Source organism: Aquabacterium parvum, from assembly GCF_001447195.1.
GTDB lineage: Bacteria > Pseudomonadota > Gammaproteobacteria > Burkholderiales > Burkholderiaceae_C > Aquabacterium > Aquabacterium parvum.
Genome location: NZ_LFRI01000363.1, coordinates 1 through 17,187 on the forward strand (window position 1 = coordinate 1; position 17,187 = coordinate 17,187).

General features: G+C 65.0%; 13 protein-coding genes. 10 read left to right on the plus strand and 3 right to left on the minus strand.

Features of this window, described 5'->3' with window-relative positions:
• Positions 1-1,112 (plus strand): thioesterase domain-containing protein (locus tag ABG80_RS13785; protein WP_235513860.1); only part of this gene is annotated, 1,112 nt, incomplete at its 5' end.
• A gap of 64 nt (positions 1,113-1,176) precedes the next feature.
• Here ABG80_RS13785 and ABG80_RS13790 read toward each other — a convergent pair.
• Both ABG80_RS13790 and ABG80_RS13795 read right to left on the minus strand, forming a co-directional pair.
• Positions 1,177-3,396, minus strand: coding sequence for a TonB-dependent siderophore receptor (locus tag ABG80_RS13790; protein WP_058088224.1), 2,220 nt, complete (start codon positions 3,394-3,396; stop codon positions 1,177-1,179).
• Positions 3,397-3,441: 45 nt separating this feature from the next.
• Entirely contained in the window at positions 3,442-4,743 is a 1,302-nt protein-coding gene (locus tag ABG80_RS13795) for a lysine N(6)-hydroxylase/L-ornithine N(5)-oxygenase family protein (RefSeq protein WP_058088225.1), read from the minus strand.
• A 209-nt stretch (positions 4,744-4,952) separates the two neighbouring features.
• Here ABG80_RS13795 and ABG80_RS13805 point away from each other — a divergent pair, with 209 nt between their 5' ends.
• Positions 4,953-5,834: a N(5)-hydroxyornithine transformylase PvdF gene (locus ABG80_RS13805; protein WP_058088227.1), complete on the plus strand. Its 882-nt coding sequence runs from the start codon at positions 4,953-4,955 to the stop codon at positions 5,832-5,834.
• Here ABG80_RS13805 and fhuF read toward each other — a convergent pair.
• Positions 5,722-6,783 carry a siderophore-iron reductase FhuF gene (gene fhuF / locus ABG80_RS24080; RefSeq protein WP_083506110.1) on the minus strand — a complete coding sequence of 354 codons (1,062 nt, stop codon included), beginning with the start codon at positions 6,781-6,783 and terminating at the stop codon, positions 5,722-5,724. The genes ABG80_RS13805 and fhuF overlap by 113 nt on opposite strands.
• On the opposite strand from fhuF, the gene ABG80_RS13810 reads away from it, so the two are divergent.
• The 8 genes from ABG80_RS13810 (at position 6,772) to ABG80_RS13845 (ending at position 17,187) form a co-directional block, all read left to right on the plus strand.
• A complete protein-coding gene (locus ABG80_RS13810; protein ID WP_058088228.1) occupies positions 6,772-8,457 on the plus strand; it encodes a cyclic peptide export ABC transporter in 1,686 nt (561 codons plus the stop codon). The two genes, fhuF and ABG80_RS13810, sit on opposite strands and share 12 nt — an antisense overlap.
• Before the next feature lie 86 nt (positions 8,458-8,543).
• Complete coding sequence (locus ABG80_RS13815; RefSeq protein WP_200964318.1) at positions 8,544-9,776, plus strand: PepSY-associated TM helix domain-containing protein; 1,233 nt, start codon at positions 8,544-8,546, stop codon at positions 9,774-9,776.
• A gap of 409 nt (positions 9,777-10,185) precedes the next feature.
• Positions 10,186-10,317 carry a hypothetical protein gene (locus tag ABG80_RS23825; RefSeq protein WP_268760979.1) on the plus strand — a complete coding sequence of 44 codons (132 nt, stop codon included), beginning with the start codon at positions 10,186-10,188 and terminating at the stop codon, positions 10,315-10,317.
• A 221-nt stretch (positions 10,318-10,538) separates the two neighbouring features.
• Entirely contained in the window at positions 10,539-10,892 is a 354-nt protein-coding gene (locus ABG80_RS13825; RefSeq protein ID WP_058088231.1) for a hypothetical protein, read from the plus strand.
• A 110-nt stretch (positions 10,893-11,002) separates the two neighbouring features.
• A complete protein-coding gene (locus ABG80_RS13830; RefSeq protein WP_160322542.1) occupies positions 11,003-12,280 on the plus strand; it encodes a TolC family protein in 1,278 nt (425 codons plus the stop codon).
• Entirely contained in the window at positions 12,277-12,891 is a 615-nt protein-coding gene (locus tag ABG80_RS13835) for a hypothetical protein (protein WP_058088233.1), read from the plus strand. Before ABG80_RS13830 ends, ABG80_RS13835 begins: the two co-directional genes overlap by 4 nt.
• Positions 12,888-14,021 (plus strand): efflux RND transporter periplasmic adaptor subunit, encoded by a 1,134-nt coding sequence (locus tag ABG80_RS13840; protein WP_058088234.1) that lies wholly within the window; start codon positions 12,888-12,890, stop codon positions 14,019-14,021. Before ABG80_RS13835 ends, ABG80_RS13840 begins: the two co-directional genes overlap by 4 nt.
• Positions 14,022-14,031: 10 nt before the next feature.
• Positions 14,032-17,187, plus strand: coding sequence for an efflux RND transporter permease subunit (locus ABG80_RS13845; RefSeq protein WP_058088235.1), 3,156 nt, complete (start codon positions 14,032-14,034; stop codon positions 17,185-17,187).

Genomic DNA, 17,187 nt, shown 5'->3' on the forward strand with positions numbered 1-17,187 from the left:
CGGGGCAAGCCGGGCAGAGGCCAGCCACACAGGCGCCGCAAGGCGAGGTCGAGCAGGCGCTGGCGCAGATCTGGGCGCGGGTGTTGGGCCTGGCGCCAGAGCGCATCGGGCGGCATGACAACTTCTTTGAAATCGGCGGGCATTCCTTGCTGGTCCTGCAAGTCATCGACCACGCCAGGCGGTCTGCGAGCCTGCCGCGTTTGACCGTGCGAGATGTGTTCGCTGCACCCACACTCGCACAACTGGCTGAGCACCAAGCCGTTGGCAATCAGACCATCGCCCTGAATGCTGCAGACCCAGCTTTGCCGATTCTTTTTACCCTTCACGATGGCTGGGGCAGCGTGCTGGATCACACCGTCTTGGCCCGCTCCCTGTCTGGCCAGTGTCGGGTGATCGGCCTGCCGTGCACGGCCGCAGACCTCGGTCGCCTGACTGCACACGGCGAGCCGCTCCTGATGGACCTGGCCAACGCGCACGCCAACACCGTGGAGCAGTTGCAGCCCGCTGGCGCGTTGCGGCTGTGCGGCTGGTCGCTGGGTGGCGCTCTGGCGCCATGGGTTGCGGGTGTGCTCGAAGCGCGGGGCCGGCAGGTGGCCCTGGTCGCCTCGATCGACCCCTATGTCCAAGGTGCCGGGCCGCGTCCCAGCGAAAAAGTGGCAGACCAGCTGAAAGCATTCTTCGCCATCCTGGTGCCAGATCGGCTGCATGCCGAGCTGTTGTCGGACGACCGGATCACGAGCTGCCTTGAACAGTTGATCGATCCCGAAGTGGCCATCGGCCACCTGCTCGGGCTGGTGATGGAGCGGGTCGATCGCTCAGCCTTGCATGACTACGCCGCCCTGACCGACGAAGAGCTGGCGAGCCTGTTCATGACCGCTCGGGCGCTGACGCTGTGTTCGCTGCGTCATGACGGACCGGCCTCTTCGCTGTGTGCACCGCTCCATGTCTGGTGGTCCGCTGAGCGTCAAAAGGTTGAGGTCGATCGCTTTGCTCAATGGATGCGCCTGCGCGATGTGCGGAACCAATGGGTCGATGCCGATCACCTAAGAATCGTGAAAGACCCTGTCCTGATCAAGTCGATGCAACAGGCCATGCGCACAAGCTTGGTTTGATGCTGAAGCAAATGAAAAGGCGCCATCGATGCCAGACCGATGGCGCCTTCAAGAGCACAGAGGATCAGAAGGTGTACTTGACCGCGAGCTGGGCGTTTCGCGGCTCGCCATAGAACAGGTTGCCGAAGCGGCCGATCTGGTTGGCGTAGTACTTCTTGTCGAAGACGTTGTTGATGTTGAGTTGAGCAGACACCTGCTTGCTGAATTCGTAGCGCACCATCAGGTTGGCGACGGCATGGGCGCCCTGGCTGACCTTTTCATCGGCGCCGGATGGGTTCGTCCCGATCGAGTGGCTTTTGCTTTCCCAGTTGACGCCGCCACCCAAGGTCCATCCATCGACTTTGTAACGCGTGAAAACCTTCAACATGCGGCGCGGCTGATCGGTGTTGAGGTCTTGTCCTGTGCCATCGCTGATGGAGAACTGGCTCCAGCCAACGTCGATGAGCCAGTTGGATGTCAGAGACCCTGTCAGCGTCAGTTCGTGGCCTTTGGTGGTGGCGTCCTGGGCTGCGAAGTAGGCACGTTCGCGGCCATCGCTGCCCGGCACGAACAGGCTGCCATCACGTTGTGCCAGGTTGTCCTGCTTGGCGCGGAAAATGGCCAAGGACCCTTGCAGTCGGCCATCAAGCCATTCGGCTTTGATCCCGATCTCGGCGTTCTTGCCTGTCATCGGATCCAGGAATTTGGCATTGCGGTCTCGACGAAGCTGCGGTCCAAAGATGTCGGCGTAGCTTGCGTAGATGGACACCTGCTCGCCCAGGTCCTGAACGAGACCCAGGTAGGGCGTCAAATGGTTCTTGCTGCTCTGATAGGCCGCGTTGAAGAGGGTTTCATCGTTGTCCACGCGCCAGCGAATGGCCCGAACCCCGCCGATGAGTTTGGTGGTCTCGGTCAGTTGCATGCGGCCGGCACCATGCAGGCCGCTTTCCGTGATCTGGGTTCGTTGCATGGGCAAACTGTCTGTCCACTCAGGCTCCGCGATGGAGCCGTCCCAATGGTTGAAGTTGCCAGTGCTCGCCAGCAGGGAATTTTGTTCCCGTGTTGCGTAAGTCAGCTCCTGTTTGCTGTGGTTCAGACCGAAGCTCAGTTCGTGACCTCGTCCAACCGGGCCTGAAACGTGGATACCGATTTCGTTCTGTTTGTGGTCGATGTCCCAGTTCACGCCGAATCCGTCCATGCCCAGGCCCGTTGAACGCTCTGGGTTGCCGTACAACCACAGCACCTTTTGCTGGTGTGTGTTGCGACGTTGGGCCGCCGTTGTTTGCAACGACCACTTGTTGTCCAACTGATGTGTCAAGGTCGCGAACACGCTCTTTTGCTGCGAGTCCCACAGGTTCCAGTCGGCGGCGGTTGTCTTGGAGCGGTCGAAATCGGTTCGGCTGCCATCGGCGTGCCAAATGGGCAACCCCGACCAGGCATTGCCTTGTCGGTCATCGCGCTGTTCGCTCAGCCCAATGCTCAGGCGCGTGCTGGAGGTCAGGTCTGCATCCACCACACCGTAGACCACGCTTTGCTGGCTTTTCTCAAGGTCGACGAACGATGCTTGCTGGCTGGCGTCAACGACCAGGCGTGCCCGCACCGAGCCGCTCTGGTTCAGCGGGGTGGTGATGTCGAAGTCGGCGCCCACGCGATCCCATGACCCGACAACAGCGCCCACCGATCCCTTGAACACCTTGCTGTCTGCGTGCTTGCGAACCAGGTTGATGGAGGCCGACGGGTTACCCGTTCCGCTCAACAGCCCCGTGGCGCCTCGCACGATTTCCACGCGATCGTAGAGTGCCAGGTTGGCGTTGACCTCGCCTGGAGATTCAGCGGTGTTCCACGTCATCGGCAAGCCATCGATCTGCACGCTGCTGATGGGCAGTCCGCGTGAGTAGAAAGTTTGCCGCACGGAGTCAATGGGTTTGGCCGAGACACCCGGGGCGTTCTGGATCACATCGGCCAGCGAGATCATGTTCTGGTCGTCGATGCGCTCACGGGTCACCACCGTGACCGATTGGGGTGTGTTGCGAAGCGACAGGCTCAGCCCGGTGGCCGCACGGGTGACGTCGGTGGTGTAGGCATTCGAGCCTTCGGTGGTGGATTTCGTGCGTTTGCGGGTCACCGACACCTCAGGCAGGACAGGTGCCGGTGAGGATGCGGTTGCTTGCCCCGTGGGTGCATTCTCGGTGGCGTGAGCGGCCGCTGCTGTCAGCGTCGAGGCCAGTAACAGCATTCGGGTGGCCAGGCTGATCTGCGAGCGTGCGGGCGAGAAGATGAATGGGGTACGACTGGCGCAAGCCATGGAAAAACTCTTTTCTGTGGAGGTTGACGAAAGGGGTTCAGGGCGTCAGGCCCTGATCGCGTGCAGGTTGGGGCGCAGCTGTGAAACGGTGTTCAGTGAGCCGCTCGATGTGAGGGCCTCGCCGATTTCGCCTGTGCGCACCGCTGTCACGGACAAGAGCGTGTCGCTGAGGCCGTGGGTGGCCTCGTTGGCGCCCTGAAGGAAAATGGCGGGGCGGAAGTCAGGGTGGGTTTTCAGGCGGTATTGCCGGTCCACTTCGAAGTCCTGCAGGTGTTGCGCGATGGGGGCCAGCATCTCGCGGTGTAGCTTGCGTTCGTAGCCCGTGGCCAGGATCACGGCGTCGTATCGAACAGAGCTCTCGGTACCGGTGTTGGCGTCGTGCAGCGTGAGCCGGACGCCATCTGCTGCGGCGCTGGCGGCTTTGATCTCGGTCCGCCTCAGGAATCGGTGACGGCATTCGTCCTTGACCTTTTGCAGGTAGAAGACCTGGAAGATGTTTTCGATCAGCGCCATGTCAGGGCAGGCATAGTTGGTGTGCCGGAACTCCCTGAGCATGTCGCTGCGTTCCCCAGGCTCCCGGCTGAAAATGTCGTCAACGGCATCGACGTTGAAGATCTCGTTGACAAACGGGCTGTCGTCAGAGGGTTTGATGGTGCGTGCCCGCATGATCAGGTCGACCTGCGGGGCATGGGGCCGGCCATGCATGTCCATGAAGATCTCTGCCGCACTCTGGCCCGCTCCCACCACGGCGATGCGTTTGGCCTGCCCGTTCTCGCCGATGCCCCTCAAGTAGCGGCTGGAGTGGACAACGCGAGCGTCGTTGGCCAGAGGGCGGAAGACATCGGGGACATGTGCGCTGCCTCCCACGCTCACCACCAAGTTGCGCGCCAAGCGCTGGCGGATATGGCCTTGCGCATCCTTTGAGCGAACGCGCAACAGATGGACCTCCCGGCCGCTCTCTTGCGGCAACACCTCCAGCACTTCTTCGCCGTACGCGCATTGGCTCGCAAACTGCCCAGCGGCCCAGGCAAAGTAGTCGCTGAACTCGTGTCGGCTTGGGAAGAAGGTTTTGAGGTTGATGAAGTCCTGCAGGCGGCGCTTTTCATGCAGGTAGTTGACGAACGTGAAGCGGCTGGTGGGGTTGCGCAGGGTGGCCAGGTCCTTCAGGAAGGAGATCTGCATGTGGGCCTGCTCCAGCAACATATCCTGGTGCCAGGCGAAGCCGGGTTGCTTCTCGATGAACAGGGCATCCATGCGGCGGGTTGCATCGCGCTTTTCCTCCAGCGCGATGGCCAAGGCGATGTTGGACGGTCCGAATCCGATGCCAATGAGGTCGTGGGCTGTCATCAAGTGCTCCTTGCTGATCGAATGGTTGAGGCCAGTCCACGTGGAGCCCGAGGGCCGAATGCAGATGGCAGCCTGTTCAGACGAGGCAGGGGCGACTTTGTTTAGCGCCGGTAAACAGATGCGCAGCTTGAACGTCTTCAGCTTGGCTTCCCTGTTGCATGGCGCTCTGGTCTATCGGATCGGGCGCGCCCAACTTTCCCTGTCAAACCATGCCTAAGATCAAACTCACATACATCTGGTCGCTGCGCAACGCGGCGGCGGACAAGGCCGGCCAGCACATCGCCTACAAGGGTGGTTTGCGCTACATGAAGTCGCCGCTGGAGCATTTGGCGCACTTGCTGAATCACACCGATCTGGGGGATGCCTACAGCCTTGAAGCCGTGATCCGTGACGACGACGAAGGATCCCCGGCAGACCAGCGCAAGTTGGCCGAATACGGCTGCACGTGGCAGCGAGGGCGGCAGTGGTTCTATCCGCCCGAGCTGCGTGTTCAAGGCCGTGCCATGAACGATTTGCTGTGCGCGGTGCCGTCCACCTACCGGCGTCTGCCGATGGGTGCCAAGTCAGAGCGGATCGCTGGCAAGTCGGCCTTCGAGCGGCAGCTTCAGCTCACGTTGGGCGAGTTGGGGGCTGATCTGGTGTTGCTCGACGGCCTGCTGGTCATCCTCGATGAGCTGATCCGGCCGGGGGCACCTTATTGCCGCAAAGTGGTCAACATCCATCCGGGCATCACCCGCATCGAATCGCCGCATGAGCGGCGCGGCGCTCACGCGACCCTGGATGCCTTGTACGGCGCCCGAGGCAAGAAGGTGGTTAACTGGCAGACCATGGAGGCGATCGATGTTCCTGTGGTGGACAAGACGGGGGCATCTTTTCACTACGTTGACAACGGCATTGATTCGGGCGAAGTGATCGTGGACGTGCTCAACACCTGCATTGAACCGCAGGACACCATCTTGGAGCTGCGTTGGAACAACTTCAATCAGAGCCTGTTTCCCGCAATGGAAGGCGGTTTGCGTCACATGCAAAACTTGTTGATGAACGCTGAGGGTGCGCAGCAGACGGTGAGTCGGGCGTTGCTTCCTTGCTGACTCGCCTTTTCGCGTGTTTGGTGCAAAGGGAGACTGGCTCAAGCGGGCATTTGCTGCAGTGAACTTGACCTGCCAGTCTGTGTCGCAGGCAGCATTGCGCATAAAGGGAAGATGGCGCTTGAATCGCCTCAAAAGAATCCGGACGTCCGCCGTGCTCCCACAACGGGTTGGGGGCGAGGTCCGGCCAGACGGGCGCTGTCAGCAGGGCATGTCCGTGTCGAGCGACGTCGGACAAGGTCGTCGCGTCGCCATGGGCGCTGGCGGTATCCACCATGGCTTTGAGGATGTCCGAAAAGATGCGGGCGGCGTTGCCCCACAGGATCTTGATCGGCAGTCCGGCGCAAGAGTGCAAGGCCGAGAACAAGGGCGATAGGTGTTGGCGCGTCAGAAATTCCAGGTGAGCCTGGATGCTTGCATCGCCTTGCAGTGCGCGGCCCGAGTTGGGCATTTGCAATTGAACGGGTGCGCCGCGAACGTCAATGTCCAAGTGGCAGGATGAGGGGTCCAGCGGCAATCCGTGTCTCAGGAGGATGGCTCCAGCCGTCGCGGGGGGCAGTAGCAACCACAGGTAGTCGAGGCTCCACATCGAGGTCGCAGCCCTCAGATCCTGTGTGCGTTCGCCCATGTGCCTGGCGTGCAGGGTCAAGGTCTCGAGCAGCATGCCGTGCTGGCTCGTCCACATGGACAGCGCATGACGCGATCCACCTGGTGGCGGTGGAGGATGAGGCGGGCAACTCACTCCCTGCCCATGATGGGACCACTCACCTTGAAACAGCGGCGCAAGGATCGGGATCAAAGGTGATCTGCTGTTTGAGCTTTCATGCCTTGGAGACGAAGAACGCATCTGGATGTTTAGGCCAATGCGCTGGGCCCCTAAACAAACCAGCTCACCCATCGTCATACACGAGTTGATCCATTCACACTCTGGCGGTGCACCTTGCTGGCTCATCTCATCCGACAATCCGGGGCGCTGCTCGCGGCGGCCTCCCTCGCCAGCGTCGTGTCAGGCGTCTGCGGCGTCCTCCTGGTTGCGCAGATCAACAACGCCTTGACAACGCCTGATGACGCAGATCGAATTCGCTTGGCCTGGCAGTTTGCTGGGGTGGCGGTGCTGGCGATGCTGTCACGCATGCTCGCCTCCGTGCTCTTTGAGCACCTGAGCCAATGGGCGCAGGCCGAACTCAGGCGCCACATCTCCATGCGCGTCATGAAAGCCGGCTACCGGCGCATGGAGGAGATCGGAGGCCCGCGCGTCAACTCTGCCTTGTCCGAGCACTGCGCCAATGTGGCGGAGTTCTTTGTCAACCTGCCTGCCATCCTCGTCAACGCCATCATCGTGGGCGGTTGCCTGGTCTACATGGCATGGCTTTCCTGGCAGGTCTTTCTGGCCGCTGCGCTGGTCATCGGTCTGGGCTCGCTGGGCTATCACCTGGCACACCTGCGCGCCATTGAACACATCGACGTGGCGGCGAAGGAGCAGGACCACCTGTTTGAGCACTTCCGGTCCTTGGTCGATGGGGCAAAGGAGCTGCGCATGAACGCGGCCAAGCGCCAGTGGTTTTCACAAGAGATGCTCCATCGATCGATTGAAACAGTGCGCCGCAAACGGGCCTTTGGCATGTCGCTGTTCCTGGTTTCGGCGGCGTGGGGCCATTTCCTCATCTACGCATTCATCGGGCTGGTGCTCTTCTTGCTGGTTGGCGACGTGCCGGACCGGGCTCGTGTGATGACGGGGTTCGCGTTGATCTTCGTGTACATGGTGTTGCCGCTGGAGAACCTGCTGCTGACCTTGCCTCGGGCCAACCTAGCGAAGGCATCGGCTCAGCGCATCGAGGACATCACCCGAGAACTCTCGCATGAAGAGGCCGATGCTTGCTCGCAGCAAGTGCGCGCGCCCTTCACCGGTCTGCGCCTGGAAGGGGTGACACACCGGTACTTTCACGAATCTGCTGATGAGCTGTTCACGTTGGGCCCTGTGAGCCTGGATTTCGAGCCCGGTCGCATCTACTTTCTGGTTGGGGGGAATGGCAGCGGCAAGACTTCTTTGGCCAAGCTGCTCGTGGGCCTGTATCGGCCGGATGCGGGTGTCATCCGCCTCAATGGTCAAACGGTGCGCGACGAGGAGCGCGATGCACATCGGCAGAATTTTTCGGCCATCTTTTCTGACTTCCACCTGTTTGAACGTTTGCTTGATGCCCCTGGCGCAGATCTGGACGAGCGGGGCAATGCGTTGCTGGGCAAGCTGCACCTGCAGCACAAGGTGCAGGTGCGGCAAGGCGCTTTCACGACGCGAGCGCTTTCTCAAGGGCAGCGCAAGAGGCTTGCTTTGGTGGTGGCTTACCTGGAAGACAGGCCTTTCCTGGTGTTCGACGAGTGGGCTGCAGACCAGGACCCGGTGTTCAAGGACGTCTTCTATCGAGAGTTGCTCCCCGAGCTCAAGACCATGGGCAAGACCGTTTTGGTGATCTCACACGATGACCGCTATTTTGATGTGGCTGATCTCCTGATTCGCATGGAGAGCGGCCAGGTGACGGGTGTTGAGGATGGGGGAGCCGCGGCGCTGGTCGCTCAGAATCCGATGATTGTCGATGCCCCCTGGCGCGCGGTGGCGGGGGCCGCATGAGTGGCGGTTGTTCCTCCGTTGACGCAAACGAACCTGGCGCTTCCTTCGCTCGGCGTTGGCGGGTGGGGCGATCCGATCTGGTGCGTTTGCATCGTTACGTCGGCTTGGTGATCGCTGGCTTCCTGCTGCAGGCCGGGATCACCGGGAGCCTTCTGGCCTGGAACCATGAGCTGGAGGCATGGTCCTCGCCGGAGTTGTGGCGCATCAAGCAACCCCATCCCAATGCCGACCGGATGGACCCGTTGCTGATTCGCGATCGGATCCAGGCTCTGTACCCGGGTACGTTCGTGGCGCGGGTGCCTTTGTCGAAAAAACCGAACGAGCCCGTCGTGCTTCGGCTGTACGCACTGCCTGATCCCGCGACAGGCGAGGCGCCAGAGTTGGCAAATGACGAAGTTTTCGTCGATCCCTACAGTGGGAAGGTGCTTGGGCAGCGCAAATGGGGGGACCTTTCTCAGGGCGTGAAGAACCTCATGCCCTTCATCTACCGCCTCCATCACTCTTTGTTGCTTGGGGATATCGGCAGCTTTGCAATGGGGGTGATCGCGTTGCTGTGGACGCTGGATTGCTTCGTTGGCGCCCGGCTGACGCTCCCTGCTCGGCAGACAAGGGGGCGATCCAGACGTCGCGTGAGCTTGACCCATTTCAGGGCTTGGTTGAGTCGATGGCGGATTTCCTGGAGCTTGCGCTGGTTTGGCAGCAGCAGCTACAGGCGCCACCTCGATGCGCACCGAGTGGCGGGCTTGTGGCCTTGGGCAATGCTGTTTGTGTTGGCCTGGAGCGCCGTGGCCTTCAACCTGCGCGAGGTGCATGACCCGATCATGAACGTCTTCTTTGCCCATCAGCAGGACGTGAAGCCTTCTGATCTGGATGCGCCGCGTTTGTCGCCGAAACTGGATTGGCAGGATGCAAGGCAACGGGGCAGGGCGCTGATGTCTCACCAGGCTGAACGTGCCGGTTTCGCGGTGCTGGACGAGGATGCATTGAGTCATGACCCGCGAAGTGGTGTGTACAGCTACCGGGTGCGCAGCACCCGTGATGCAGCCGAACGATGGGGTCTTACTCAGGTGAGCTTTGACGCGGACACGGGAGCTTTGATCGGTGTTTGGCTGCCCACTGGTTCGGCAAGTGGCGACACCATCCGCACCTGGTTCACCACGCTGCACATGGCCGGGGTGTGGGGTTGGCCCATGCAACTGGTGGTCTGTGCCGCAGGTTTGGCGGTAGCCGCCTTGTCGGTGACAGGGGTGGTGATCTGGTGGAGGAAGCGGACAGGGCGGCGCAAGCTCGCCCGAAGGGGTTCAAGCTTGGGCTTGTGATCCGGGGGGCAGCATTCATTGCCCCAGTCAGCCCGATTTTTCTCCCACTGAGCGAGACTTTCACAGTGCGCTGAGGCCGCCATGCGGCGCTGGCTGGTCACACTCTCCCTGCTCCTGGCTTCCTGGCAGGTGTTGGGGGCTGTGCGCCTGAGCGAGCCCTGTTGCGATGACCCGTGCGACGCCGTCATGGCCTGTGTGCCGGTTGCTTGCACGGCGTGTGCAGGATGTGCCGGCAGTGCGCTGAGTGCAACCGACCTGCGAATGCTCCCGGTGATGCCTGAAGAAGACCGCCCCCAGCGCCTTGGGTGGCGACAGGCACCGGAGCCGGTCGGCGACATCTGGAAGCCACCTCGGAAGATGGATCGCTTCACCTGATTCGATTTCCCCATTTTTCAAAGGAACTTTCAACATGAAGAACTTGCTGATCAAGGCTGGCGCCGGCCTGGGCCTCATGGGGCTGACCGCCGTCGTCTGGGCCACGGAGGCCTGTTGTGGTGACCTGACCTGTTGCCTTGAGCACTTGGCCTGTTGCCTGAACTGAAGCGGCCTGACCGCTGAGTAAAGAGGGCCGCCGGGCACGCCTGGCGGCCCTTTTGCGTGCGAGAACGAGGGTTGCCCCGTCAACAGAAAGCGTTGTTGGCCATCATCCTCGACCCTGGTCAAGAAATGCGAATCACCAGGTGCGGGGAAGCGCGATCGTGCCCGCACTCCGAACCCGGACAGTGGCTGCGCCGCTCAGGCTCCCCTGCTAGACTGCGCTCCATGCGCCGCAGGCTCTCCATCCTCCTCGTCCTCTGCATGCTCTGGCAATCGCTGGCGTGTGCAGGGCTGGGCGTGTTGGTGACCGAAGGCAAGGAGATGGTCCACGCCATGCTCCACTTCGAGGGGGTGTCGCACCACCATGACGACCATGGTGATGGCTTTCACCTCGACGACTCGGCGGCATCCCGGCAGCATGTGATGAACGACGCTTGCCTGTTCGCCCCGGTTTTGCTGGCCGAAGTCGTTCTGCCCGTGCTCAGCTTGCGTGCAGAGCCGCCGGCCGCGGCCATCGCCACCGAGCCAGCTCAGCCCTTCCTGATGGGGCTTGAGCGACCGCCCCGATCACTCACCTGACACCGCCGTGATGCGCGGGGCAAGTCCCTGCGTGTCGGGTTCGAACCGGGGCGCCTGTCAGCCGTGCTGAAAGCCGGCGAGGGCCCCACGTTTCAGTCAGGATGACCGTGATGTCCCTCCCATGGCTCACCCCGTGGTGCCTGGCCTGCGTGATCGCAGGCGGCACCCTGGGCTGCCCCGCGTTGGCGCAGCCCGCCCCCGCCCCGTCCCCTTCCAGCCCCTCCGCTTTGGCCGCACAGCGCCCCACGCTGGCGCAGGCCCTGGATGCGGCCTGGGCCCGCTCCGTCGAAGCGTCCGAATCACGTGGCCGACACCGGCAGGCCCAGGCCGAGCAGCGGGTGGCCTCCACCTGGCTGGCGGGCCCGCCCGCGCTGGAACTGTCGCAGCGAGAAGGCCGTGGCGCGGCCGCCGATGGGGCCCGAGAAACCGACGTCGGCCTGGCTTGGCCCTTGTGGCGCCTGGGCCAGCGTCAGCAGAGCGCCGATGCGGCCGAGGCCGAAGTCGCCTGGGCCCGCGCGGCCGAACAGGTGGCCCGGCTGAAGCTGGCCGCTCAGGTGCGCGAGTCGGCCACCCAGCTGACGACGGCCGAGTCGCAGGCGCAGCAGGCGGACCGGCAGCACCAACTGCTCGAAGCGCTGAGCGCGGACGTTGAGCGGCGCGTCAAGGCGGGCGACCTGGCGCCTGCCGACGCCATGGCCGCCAGGGCGGACATGCTGGCCGCGAGGGCGATGGCTCGGCAGGCGCAGCAAGCCCACGAGGCGCAGCGCAGCGCCTGGGCCTTGCTGACGGGCTGGCAGATCGCGCCCGAGCCGGAGGCGTTCCCTGAGGAGCCCGACGCCCAGCAAGGCGCCTTGGTCGACGACCACATGGAGGCCCGCCTGGCCGATGCGGCAGTTCAACGGGCACGGCAGCGGCTGGCCCAGGCCCAGGCTCAGTGGGGGGCGCCACCTGAACTGGCCATCGGCCTGCGTCAGGAGCGGCCGGGATGGGGGCAGCCCCTTGAAAGGAGCGTGGCGCTGTCGCTGCGCTGGCCGCTTGGCAGCGAGGCCCACAACCAACCTCGCCTGGCGGCGGCCTGGGCCGAGCAGGACACGGCGCAGGCCGCCCAGCAGCGCTTGCGCCTGCAGCTCGAAGCCGAGCTCAGCCTGGCCCGCAGCCACCTCGCGGCCACCCGGGCCCAGGCCGAAGCACACCAGGAGCGCGCGGCCCTGCTCAGCGAGCGTGCGCGCCTGCTCCAGAAGGCCTTTCAGGCCGGCGAGTCGGCCTTGCCCGAGGTGCTTCGCGGCTTGGCCGCGGCCAGCCAGGCCGAGTCGGATGCCGTGCGTCAACAAGCGGCCGTGGCCCAAGCCCAGGCCCGTTTCCACCAAGCGTTGGGGCAACTCCCATGAAGAACACGATCAAGCGAACCCTCCTCAGGCCTGTGCTGGCCTGGGCATTTTGTGCGCTGTCTGGCCCGGCGTGGGCAGGCCCCGGGGCCCATGGCCCCAACGGTGAGCACCTCGACGCCCCGGCGCAAAACGTCTCTGCATCGGCCGCAACCGCGCCCCGGCTGGAGGCCCAGTCCGAGTTGTTCGAGCTGGTCGGTCAACTGGGCTCGGGCGAGTTGTCGGTGCTGATCGATCGCTTCGCCACCAATGAGCCGGTGCTCCGCGCCGATGTCGAAATCGAGTCGGGCCCGCTCAAGGCAAAGGCCCGGTTCCACGAAGACCACGGCGACTACGCGGTCGATGACCCAGCCCTGTTGAAGCTGCTGGCGACCCCAGGCGAGCACCCGGTGGTGATCACCATCCTGGCGGGCGAAGACAGCGACCTGCTCGATGCCGTGCTGCGGGTCGAGGCGGGCGCGCTGGCTCAGGGGAGCGAAGGTCACCCGGGCAGCGCGTGGACACGCTGGGGCCTGGGCGCGCTCGTCGCCGTGGTGGCGGCGAGCGCCTGGGGTTGGCGGCGGCACCAGCTCAGTCGGGTCGCGGCCCGCAACGTCGATGGAGGTCAGGCATGAATCGCAAGTTGTTTGCAAACCGCTGGCCTGCATGCGCCGCGCTGGTGCTGAGCCTGGCGCTGTCCCCGGTCCACGCGTCGCCGGGGGCCCACGGGCCCAACGGCGAGCACCTGGACCTGGCGGCAGCCCCCAACGCCGCGGGCCTGGCCCGCCTGCCCGACGGCAGCGTCCAGGTGCCCAAGCTGGCCCAGCGGCGCATGGGCCTGCGCACGCTGATCGCGGCCGAGTCGGCGGCGGCCGTGACGGTCCAGCTTCCCGGGCGCGTGATCGCCGACCCCAATGCCAGCGGGTGGATGCAGTCGGCCCACGGCGGTCGGATCGAGGCGGGCCCCAAAGGGCTGCCCGTGGCCGGTCAGGTCGTTCGCCAGGGCGAGGTCCTGGCCTGGGTGCGCCACCATGCCGAGCCATATGCCCAGGCCGCCCAGCGATCGCAGCGCGCCGAGTTGCGCGCGGCGCGGGAGCTGGCCGAGCAGCGCCTCCAGCGCCTGGCGTCCCTGGAGGGCACGGTGCCCCGCAAGGAGATCGAGGCGGCCCGCGTCGAAGCGCGGTCGCTGCAGGAGCGCGAGCGCGACATCGGCGCCAGCCTGGATGCCCGCGAACCCTTGCGCGCACCGGTCTCTGGTGTCGTCGCGCGGGTGGCGATCCAGGTGGGGCAGGTCGTCGAGAGCCGGGAGGTGCTGGTGGAGGTCGTCGACCCTGCCCGCATGCTGGTCGAGGCCTCGACGCCGGATGTCCAGCTGGGCGCGCAGGTTGACACCGCCAGCCTGGTCGGCGTGGAGGGCGTGAAGCTGAAGCTGATCGGTGCGGCCCGGGCCCTGCGCGACGGGGTCTTGCCCCTGACCTTCGGGGTGCAGGTGTCCGACGGCGCCATGCTGGCGGTGGGGCAGCCGGTCGTGGTGACGGCGGCGCTCAAGGCGCGCCGCCAGGGCATCGTGCTGCCCGCCGAGGCGGTGGTGCGCAGCCCGTCGAACGAGGCGGTGGTGTGGATCAAGTCGGGCGCAGAGCGCTTCGTGCCGCAGCCCGTGCAGGTCCAGGTGCTGGACACGCACACCGTGCTGGTGACCCGGGGCCTGTCGGCCGACAACCGGGTCGTGGTCCAGGGCGCGGCGCTGGTCGCGCAGATCCGCTGAAGGGGCTGGCATGTTCAACTGGATCGTCAGGCACAGCCTGCACAACCGGCTCTTCGTGCTGGCCATCGCCACCGTGCTGATGGCCTGCGGGGCGATCACGGCCTGGCGCACGCCGGTCGATGTGTTCCCGGACCTCAACAAGCCCGTCGTCACGGTGATGGCCGAGGCGGGTGGCATGGCACCGGAAGAGGTCGAGCAACTGGTCACCTTCCCCATCGAGACGGCGCTCAACGGCATGCCCGGTGTCACCCGGGTGCGTTCGACGTCCGGGGTGGGCTTGTCCATCGTCTACGCGGAGTTCGATTGGGGCACCGACGTCTACCGCAATCGCCAGCTGGTGGCCGAGCGACTGGGGCAATTGAGGTCGCAACTGCCCCAGTCCATCACCCCGGTGATGGGGCCGGTCTCGTCCATCATGGGCGAGATCATGCTCATCGCCTTGCCGCTGGGCGATGGCAAGGACGCCGCCTCGCCCATGCAGGCGCGTGAGCACGCGGACTTCGTGCTGCGGCCGCGCCTGCTGGCCGTGCCCGGGGTGTCTCAGGTGATCCCCATCGGTGGCGAGGTGCGGCAGCTGCGGGTGGAGCCGGATCCCGCGCGCATGGCCCAGCTGGGGGTCTCCCTGAGCCAGGTCGAGCAGGCCTTGCGTGGCTTTGCCACCAACGCGGGCGGCGGCTTCGTGGACCTCAACAGCCGCGAGTACCTGATTCGCCACCTCGGCCGCACCAACAAGGTGGAGGACCTGCAGGGCATGGCGGTGGCCTGGAAAGAGGGGCGACCGGTGTTGCTGAACCAGGTGGCCCAGGTCAGGTTCGCGCCAGGGCTCAAGCGGGGTGACGCTGGCTTCAAGGGCCAGCCGGCCGTCATCGTCAGCGTGCAGAAGCAGCCCTCGGCGGACACGGTGAAAGTGACCGCCCTCATCGAGCGCGCGCTGGAGGAGCTCCGGGCCGGCATGCCCCCAGGCCTGGCCGCTCCCCAGGTGCTCTTCAGGCAGGCGGACTTCATCCAGGCGTCCATCGGCAACGTGACCGAGGCGCTGCGGGACGGCGCCATCATGGTGGCCATCGTGCTGTTTGCCTTCCTGCTGTCGGCTCGCACCACGCTGATCTCGCTGGTGGCCATCCCGCTGTCGCTGGCGGTGACGGCGCTCGTGTTCCGGCTGCTGGACCAGTCGATCAACGTGATGACCCTGGGTGGCCTGGCCATCGCGGTCGGCGAGCTGGTCGACGATGCGGTGGTGGACGTGGAGAACATCCTGCGCCGGCTCAAGGAGAACCGCTTTCTGCCGCAGCCCAGGCCCATCCTGGAGGTGGTGCGCCAAGCCAGCGTGGAGGTCCGCTCGGGCATCGTCTACGCCACGGTGATCGTCGTGCTGGTGTTCGTGCCGCTGTTCGCGCTGCCCGGCATTGAGGGCCGCCTGTTCGCGCCCCTGGGCATCGCCTACATCGTGTCCATCCTGGCGTCGATGCTGGTGTCCATGACCGTCACGCCGGTGCTGTGCAGCGCCTTGCTCGGCCGCATGAAGCGGCTGGACCATGGGGACAGCCCGCTGGTGGCCAGGCTCAAGGCTTGGGACCGGCGCCTGCTCGACTGGTCCTTCCCGCACGCCAGGCTGCTCCTGGGTGGGGCGGTGGTGGCGGTGGCTGCGGCTGCGGCCACGGTGCCCTTCTTCCCGCGCGCTTTCCTGCCGGCTTTCAACGAAGGCTCGCTGGTGTTGTCGCTGATGTTCACCCCCGGCACCTCGCTGGCCGAGGCGAACCGCATGGGCGCCATCGCCGAGCGGCTGATCACCGAGGTGCCAGGTGTCACGCAGGTCGGCCGGCGCACCGGGCGTGCCGAGCTGGACGAGCACGCCGAGGGCGTGCATTCGGCGGAAATCGACGTGGACCTGCGCCGCGACGGGCCGCCCGTGGACCGCGAGGCGGTGATGGCGCAGATCCGTGCCCAGTTGTCGGTCCTGCCCGCGCAGGTGGCCATCGGTCAGCCCATTTCGCACCGGCTGGATCACCTGCTCTCGGGCGTGCGCGCCCAGATCGCCATCAAGGTCTACGGCGACGACACCGACACCTTGCGCGGCCTGGCCGAGCAGCTTCGGCAAGGCCTGGCCGGGGTTCATGGCCTGGTCGACCTGACCGTCGAGAAGCAGGTCCTGATTCCCCAGGTGATGGTTCGCATCGACCCGCAGCGGCTCGCGCAAACCGGCCTGGCGCCGGGCGAGGCAGTGCGCATCCTCCAAACGTTGACCGACGGGGCGCACGGGGCCCAGATCGTGGATGGGCCTCGTCGCTACGACCTGGTCTTGCGCCTGCCGGACGCGCAACGCGGCCCCGTCGACCTGGCGCGCACGCTGATCGACACGCCCGCCGGCCGCTTGCCGGTGTCGAGCTTTGCCAGCGTCGAAGAGGCCGATGGCCCCAACCAGATCGGTCGGGAGAACGGCCGTCGCCGCATCGTGGTCTACGCCAACACCGATGGTTCGGACATGGGGCAGGTCATCGCAGAGATCCGGCAGGTCATCGGGCGCACAGCGTTGCCAGCGGGCAGCTTCATCAGCCTGGAAGGCCAGTTCCAGGCGCAGGAGCAGGCCACCCAGCTCATCCTGGGCCTGTCCCTGGTGTCGCTGACGATGATGTTCCTGGTGCTGTACTCGCGCTATCGGTCGGCGGTGCTGGCCGGGGTCATCATGGCCAACATCCCCCTGGCCCTGATCGGCAGTGTGGTGGCCATGTGGTTGGCGGGGGTGAGCCTGTCGGTCGCGGCCATGGTGGGCTTCATCACCCTGGCCGGCATCGCCACCCGCAACGGCATCCTCAAGATCAGCCACTACATCAACCTGTGTCGCTTCGAAGGAGAGTCCTTCAGCCAGGCCATGATCGTGCGGGGCTCGCTGGAGCGCCTGACCCCGGTGCTGATGACCGCCTTGGTGGCGGCCTTCGCGCTGACCCCGCTGCTCCTGGCGGGGGACGCCCCCGGCAAGGAGATCCTGCACCCGGTGGCGGTGGTGATTTTCGGTGGGCTGGTCAGCTCCACGCTGCTGGACACCCTGCTCACGCCCTTGCTGTTCTGGCGCCTGGGCCGCGAGCCCACCGAGCGCCTGTTGCGCGCCTCTGCCGAGTCCGAATCCGCTGAGCCAGGGTCCCTGGCCGAAACCCGCGACGTTTTCTGA

Coding starts and splice junctions, on each gene's coding strand:
- ABG80_RS13845 (WP_058088235.1), top strand. CDS start 14,032: ATGTTCAACTGGATCGTCAGGCACAGCCTGCACAACCGGCTCTTCGTG.
- ABG80_RS13790 (WP_058088224.1), bottom strand. CDS start 3,396: ATGGCTTGCGCCAGTCGTACCCCATTCATCTTCTCGCCCGCACGCTCG.
- ABG80_RS13805 (WP_058088227.1), top strand. CDS start 4,953: ATGCCTAAGATCAAACTCACATACATCTGGTCGCTGCGCAACGCGGCG.
- ABG80_RS13835 (WP_058088233.1), top strand. CDS start 12,277: ATGAAGAACACGATCAAGCGAACCCTCCTCAGGCCTGTGCTGGCCTGG.
- ABG80_RS13830 (WP_160322542.1), top strand. CDS start 11,003: ATGTCCCTCCCATGGCTCACCCCGTGGTGCCTGGCCTGCGTGATCGCA.
- ABG80_RS13825 (WP_058088231.1), top strand. CDS start 10,539: ATGCGCCGCAGGCTCTCCATCCTCCTCGTCCTCTGCATGCTCTGGCAA.
- ABG80_RS13795 (WP_058088225.1), bottom strand. CDS start 4,743: ATGACAGCCCACGACCTCATTGGCATCGGATTCGGACCGTCCAACATC.
- ABG80_RS13840 (WP_058088234.1), top strand. CDS start 12,888: ATGAATCGCAAGTTGTTTGCAAACCGCTGGCCTGCATGCGCCGCGCTG.
- fhuF (WP_083506110.1), bottom strand. CDS start 6,783: ATGAGCCAGCAAGGTGCACCGCCAGAGTGTGAATGGATCAACTCGTGT.
- ABG80_RS23825 (WP_268760979.1), top strand. CDS start 10,186: ATGAAGAACTTGCTGATCAAGGCTGGCGCCGGCCTGGGCCTCATGGGG.